The following is a 5,572-nucleotide window of genomic DNA, read 5'->3' as shown; positions in this document are numbered from 1 at the left end:
CCCCATACCCCATGCCCCATACCCTATTATTCTGTCTTCAGAGGTAAGATACCACTCATTTCTTCCAAATTTAACACTGTGGCTAATTCAGCCTCACTCATCAATCCTTGTTCTAAGACAATTTGTCGCAGAGATTTGCCAGTTTCTAAAGATTCTTTGGCCACATCTGCTGCTTTTAGATAACCTATGTGCGAATTGAGTGCCGTTACTAAAGCTAAACTGCCTTCAGCGTAAGCTAAACAACGTTCTTGGTTGGCAGTAATTCCTTGGATGCAGCGTTGCGCGAGTGCAGCGATGGTTAACCCAAGAATTTCGATACTGTGAATCAGGTTATAGGCAATCAGCGGCATCATCACATTTAGTTCTAATTGTCCCGCTTGGGCTGCTAAAGCGATCGCACTATCGTAACCCATCACCTGAAAACATACCATTGATGTCATCTCTGCCATCACCGGGTTATATTTCCCTGGCATAATCGAGGAACCTGGTTGCACTGGGGGTAATTGAATTTCTTTCAAGCCAGTTTTTGGCCCCGAATCCATCAGCCGCAAGTCATGGGATATTTTAACTAAATCCTGCGCCAAGTTGCGTAAAGCACCGGAAACATTGACGAATGGAGCCATGCTCTGCATTGCTGCCATCAGGTGGGGTGCAGGTTCCAAGGGAAAGTTTAGCAGTTCTGAGAGAATTTCTACCACACGGGCACGATACTGAGGATGAGTGTTCATCCCTGTTCCAGCAGCACTACCTCCTAAACCCAGCACCATCAAATCCCCGGAGGCTGTATAAATGCGGTTTTGATGTTCTGTGAGAATTTGCGCCCAAGCGCGAAAGTTCTCACCCAAACGCACGGGTACAGCGTCTTGCAGATGTGTTCTGCCAGATTTAACGATATCTTGAAATTCTACAGCTTTGTTTTCTAAAGCAGCGATCGCTTGATCTAAAGCTGGGTGTAACGTCTTTGACAGTGCCAATAAGCCACCAATGCGAATTGCTGTAGGAATCACATCATTGGTAGACTGCCCATAGTTAACGTGGTCATTGGGACTAACACGCTTGTAATTGCCTTTTTCTTCGCCGAGAATTTCTAAAGCGCGATTGGCCAAAACTTCGTTGACGTTCATGTGGTGCGATGTTCCAGCACCCGCTTGATAGACATCAACCACAAACTGATCACGTAATTTACCCGCAAGTATTTCATCAGCAGCTTGGATAATTGCCTGACTAATATCTTGGGGAATGCAACTCAGTTTACCATTAACAATGGCTGTAGCTTTTTTAATTAGAAGACAAGCATCTACATAAGTAGGTAAAGGACTTATACCACTAATAGAGAAGTTTTCCAGCGCTCGCAGCGTTTGAATACCATAATAAACGCTACTGGCGATTTGGCGATCGCCCATCGAATCGCGTTCGATGCGAAATTCTAAGTCTGGTTGTTGAGTCATAGATTGTTTAGTGAATATCAAAAAACCGATCATCCCACGCAGGTAAACTCAGATCAGCTAATCTGCATAGAATCTGCACATTTTTAGATTCCCTATGACTCTACCTAACTGGATTACCTTCTCTCGCCTCTTGGGGATTCCATTTTTACTTTACGGCTTGTACAATCCCACGCCACAAGCTAGGTGGATATGTTTGACAATTTTTCTAATTGCAGCATTAACCGATTGGTTAGACGGCTATTTAGCGCGAAAACTCAACCAAATTAGTGAATTAGGTAAGTTTCTCGACCCTTTAGTAGATAAATTGCTGGTACTTGCGCCGTTATTGGTGTTGATTGAACTAGGAAAGGTTCCAGCTTGGGGAGTGTTTTTGATTTTAGGGCGGGAATTAGCGATCGCTGGTTGGCGAGTCAATCAAACGACGATTACGGGGGCAAATATTTGGGGTAAACTCAAAACCGTTAGTCAAATAGTGGCGATCGCTCTTTTAATCGCACCTCTACCACCAGTGTGGCAAATCCCATCTCTCATTACTTTTTGGATTTCGGTCGCCCTGACGTTAATATCTGGGGTAGTTTACCTGATCCCACAAAATTCTACTGGGGAAAACGCTCAATTAAGTACAAAGTGAATCCCAAAAAAGTTACACGGGACTCTTACAGCAAGTTTTTTTATAAATAGACTACAGTAAGGTGAGCATTACAATGTCTATTCTACAAGCTACTCAATTGAAAATTGCTGTTAGAACAAGCTCAAAACTCGGAACTTCAAGCTGAGAACTCAAAATTTCAAGCTGAGAACTTGGAGATTTAAGTTCTGAACTTGGAAATTTCAGTTTAGAACTCGGAACCTCAAGCTTAAAACTCAATATTTCAAGCTCAGAACTCGGAATTTTAAGCTGAGAACTCGGAATTTTAAGTTCTATACTAAAAACTTGGAGTTCAGAAGTGCAAAAATTAACAATTTTAGAATTCGCAAACAAATAAATACTTGGGTTAAACAAGTGTGAACTTGACCCTAGATTTATTATCATTATCCGCATTTTCTAATAAGCACCAAAATTGGACTGTTAGAAAAATATGGTAGTGGTAAAACTTAAAGCCTCAACCTCAACCCGATAAAGCTACTACTTATTACCTAAAAATTATAGCTGGGTAATCCAGTAACATCAGTTTGGAGAGCAAACAAGTCACCAGAGTAGAAACTTTTTTCGATTTCCACTTGGCTGAGTCCAACTGAGGCGGTAGTAATGTAGAGTGTTTGCAAATTATCGCCCCCGAAGGTGCAGCTTGTTGGCAACTGCACGGGTAGCTTTATCCGCAATATCTCCTCACCCTGGGGATTAAAACGAATTACACACCACCCATCCCACATAGCTGACCAAATATGTCCTTCACTGTCTATCGTCAACCCATCGGGATAAAAAGACTCACCAGTTAAATCAACAAAAATGCGGCGATCGCTGATGCTACCCGTTGCTGAATTAAAATCATAAGCATATATCTTTTGCTGAGGAGAATCGGTCAAGTAAAATGTCTTTTGATCAGGACTCCATCCCAAACCATTAGAGATAGTTAATCCTGTTTCCATCACATGCAATGAGCCATCATGGTCATAGCGATAGAGGCTAGCCTGGGGTTTTTCTAAAGAACACATTGAGCCGAACCAGAAACGACCTTGAGAGTCGCATTTGCCATCATTGAAACGGTTATCCGGTAAATCTGCTTCCATTTCCGCGATTGGAGTTACTTCACCTGTGTGAGTGTTGAGGAAAGCCAGGTGATGACGCAACGCCATAATCAATCGATTTGCACCGGCTTGAGCGATCGCACCGACTACATCTCCCACATCAAAAAAGGTGTTATTTCCTGTAGCAGGATGGAATTGATGCACTCGATGGTTATAGATATCAATCCAGTAAAGCAGCTTCTGGGTTGAATCCCAAATGGGGACTTCACCCAAACGGGCGCGCGCCTCTAAAACGTTGTGGAGTGGATATTGTAAAATCTTGGTCATTTTATTAACAAATAATAATTTCAGTGACATTTACACAATTCATTAACAACAGGTCAACAGGTGTTCTTCACCAATCAACTGGAATTGCTATATTCAATAGTTAGAAAAACCTTGTGATTTGAGCAATACGAAAGAAAATAACACGATCACTCTACAGTAAAAAATAAAGACGCCATTGATCGCGTCTTTCGCAGGTACAAGAAAAAATCTTTCTTTTAATTTATGACTTCTATGTATCAAACAGACCCGCCTCGCCCTGCCAAAGAAGCCCTACCTACGATGTATGATCTTCCCAGTGAAGATCCCAAGGAGCCTGGTTTGCCTGATGAATTTCACATTTTTCAACCCCAGCTTTTGCGCGAAACGTTTTTTCCACCCAACTATCCACCAGACCAGGTATTTGTTGCCAGTGACTTAAACCTTTATTACGATCCCCAGCATACACTGTGGTACAAACGCCCAGATTGGTTTGCTGCTGTAGGAGTTTCGCGTCTCTATGAACAGCAGAACTTGCGTTTAAGTTATGTCATCTGGCAAGAAGGAGTTGCTCCCTTTGTAGCGGTAGAACTGCTGTCTCCTGGGACTGAAAAAGAAGATTTAGGACAAACTCTCCGGGAGATTAAGCAACCACCCACCAAGTGGGAAGTTTATGAGCGGATTTTGCGAGTTCCCTACTACATTGTGTTTGACCGCTACACCGACAAACTACAAGCCTTCCAACTAGTCGCAGACCGTTACAGCGAGTTGAACTTAAGTACACCAAAGGTGTGGATGCCTGGTTTGCAAATGGGCTTAGGACTCTGGCAAGGTTCCTACCAAGGGATTGAGCGATTGTGGTTACGCTGGTACGATGCGGCTGGGAATTGGGTTCCCACTCCACTAGAACAGGAAAGGCAACGGGCTGAACAATTAGCAGCAAGATTGCGAGAGTTGGGCATTGACCCCAATGAGGTATGACGGTGCGATCGCACGCATCAGTTTTTCGTAAGGGCACAACATTGTTGTGCCCTAATCATGTTGCTTACAAAGCTTGCAAAATTTCCTCATCCACGGAGAAATCTACATCAGCCTGATCTCGCCCAGAAGCCAAATAATCATTTTCCAATGAGTCTTGTAACCCAGAAATCAGGTCATACTCTGGTTGCCAATCTAATTCTGTAATGGCTTTATTTACCGAAGCAAAGAAATGCTGCACCCGCATTGGAAAAGCTTTGCGCTTGCCGAAATCAAACTTTTTCGGATCATAGTGGACAATTTTCACAGCATCGGGTGATTTGCCAGCAGCGACAGCACTAGCACGGGCTAAACCGTCAAAAGTAACAAAGCGATCGCCGGAGATATTATAAATTTGCCCAACTGCTCGTTCATTGTCCAAAACCTGAGTCATTGCTTTTGCTAAGTCTTTTACATGACCTAGCTGAGTGATGTGCAACCCGTTACCAGGAATTGGAATGGGGCGATCGCGCACAACTCTGTCAAAAAACCAGCTTTCTAACTCGTTATAATTACGGGGGCCGTAAATGTACGTGGGACGAATGGAGGTAAAGGGTAATCCCAATTGCATTAGATAAGCTTCTGTTTCATGCTTACCCTTATGACGGCTTTTGGGATCGACGGTATCGCCTTCTACATGGGGTAATTGATCAGATTTGAGATATACTCCCGCAGAACTCATATATACAAAATGTTGCACGCGCTCTTGAAAAATTTCTGCCAGTGGTTGAGTATCCGTAAGTTCCCGTCCATTATTGTCAAAAATGACATCGAACTTCTCTTGTGATAACTTTTCCTTTAGTTGAGTTGCGTCAGTGCGATCGCCTGTGATTTGTCCTACTCCTGGCAAGGATGGTGCTGGATGATTACCACGATTGAATAGTACCACCTCATGTCCTTGTTCCACCAGTAGTTGAGTCAAATAGACACCAATGAACCGAGTGCCACCTATAATCAGAATTCGCATAAATTCCCAATTCCTATGTCAGTTGTCGGGGGACTAAGGACTGGGTATTAGGGACTGGGTATTAGGGACTAGGGACTAGAGACTGAGTAATAGGGATTGGGAAAGAGATAAAAAATAAATTCTTCTCAATGCCCCATGCCCCATGCCC

The 5,572-nt window shown here is 43.2% G+C and carries 5 protein-coding genes; 2 read left to right on the top strand and 3 right to left on the bottom strand.

The features are described 5' to 3' along the window. Positions 1-26: 26 nt before the first annotated feature. A complete protein-coding gene (locus tag IQ246_RS28570) occupies positions 27-1,448 on the bottom strand; it encodes an aspartate ammonia-lyase (RefSeq protein ID WP_194006661.1) in 1,422 nt (473 codons plus the stop codon). Between the two features lie 94 nt (positions 1,449-1,542). On the opposite strand from IQ246_RS28570, the gene pgsA reads away from it, so the two are divergent. Continuing rightward, positions 1,543-2,079 (top strand): CDP-diacylglycerol--glycerol-3-phosphate 3-phosphatidyltransferase, encoded by a 537-nt coding sequence (pgsA, locus tag IQ246_RS28565; protein WP_194006660.1) that lies wholly within the window; start codon positions 1,543-1,545, stop codon positions 2,077-2,079. Positions 2,080-2,585: 506 nt separating this feature from the next. On the opposite strand, the gene IQ246_RS28560 is transcribed toward pgsA, so the two are convergent. Next, complete coding sequence (locus tag IQ246_RS28560) at positions 2,586-3,464, bottom strand: SMP-30/gluconolactonase/LRE family protein (protein ID WP_194006659.1); 879 nt, start codon at positions 3,462-3,464, stop codon at positions 2,586-2,588. A 231-nt stretch (positions 3,465-3,695) separates the two neighbouring features. Between IQ246_RS28560 and IQ246_RS28555 the strand changes: the two genes are divergently transcribed. Further along, entirely contained in the window at positions 3,696-4,421 is a 726-nt protein-coding gene (locus IQ246_RS28555; RefSeq protein ID WP_194006662.1) for a Uma2 family endonuclease, read from the top strand. A 64-nt stretch (positions 4,422-4,485) separates the two neighbouring features. Here the strand turns inward: IQ246_RS28555 and IQ246_RS28550 are convergent, their stop codons facing one another. Continuing rightward, on the bottom strand, positions 4,486-5,424 hold the full coding sequence (locus IQ246_RS28550) for an NAD-dependent epimerase/dehydratase family protein (RefSeq protein ID WP_194006658.1): 939 nt from the start codon (positions 5,422-5,424) through the stop codon (positions 4,486-4,488). Between the last annotated feature and the right edge of the window lie 148 nt (positions 5,425-5,572).

The sequence above is a fragment of the aff. Roholtiella sp. LEGE 12411 genome (genome assembly GCF_015206995.1).
Taxonomy (GTDB): domain Bacteria; phylum Cyanobacteriota; class Cyanobacteriia; order Cyanobacteriales; family Nostocaceae; genus Komarekiella.
The sequence above is the reverse complement of the archived record's forward strand: the minus strand, read 5'-3'. Positions and strand labels throughout refer to the sequence as shown.

Bases quoted from the DNA above. Each gene is read 5' to 3' on its own strand.
- IQ246_RS28570 (WP_194006661.1), bottom strand. From the start codon at position 1,448: ATGACTCAACAACCAGACTTAGAATTTCGCATCGAACGCGATTCGATG.
- IQ246_RS28560 (WP_194006659.1), bottom strand. From the start codon at position 3,464: ATGACCAAGATTTTACAATATCCACTCCACAACGTTTTAGAGGCGCGC.
- IQ246_RS28550 (WP_194006658.1), bottom strand. From the start codon at position 5,424: ATGCGAATTCTGATTATAGGTGGCACTCGGTTCATTGGTGTCTATTTG.
- pgsA (WP_194006660.1), top strand. From the start codon at position 1,543: ATGACTCTACCTAACTGGATTACCTTCTCTCGCCTCTTGGGGATTCCA.
- IQ246_RS28555 (WP_194006662.1), top strand. From the start codon at position 3,696: ATGTATCAAACAGACCCGCCTCGCCCTGCCAAAGAAGCCCTACCTACG.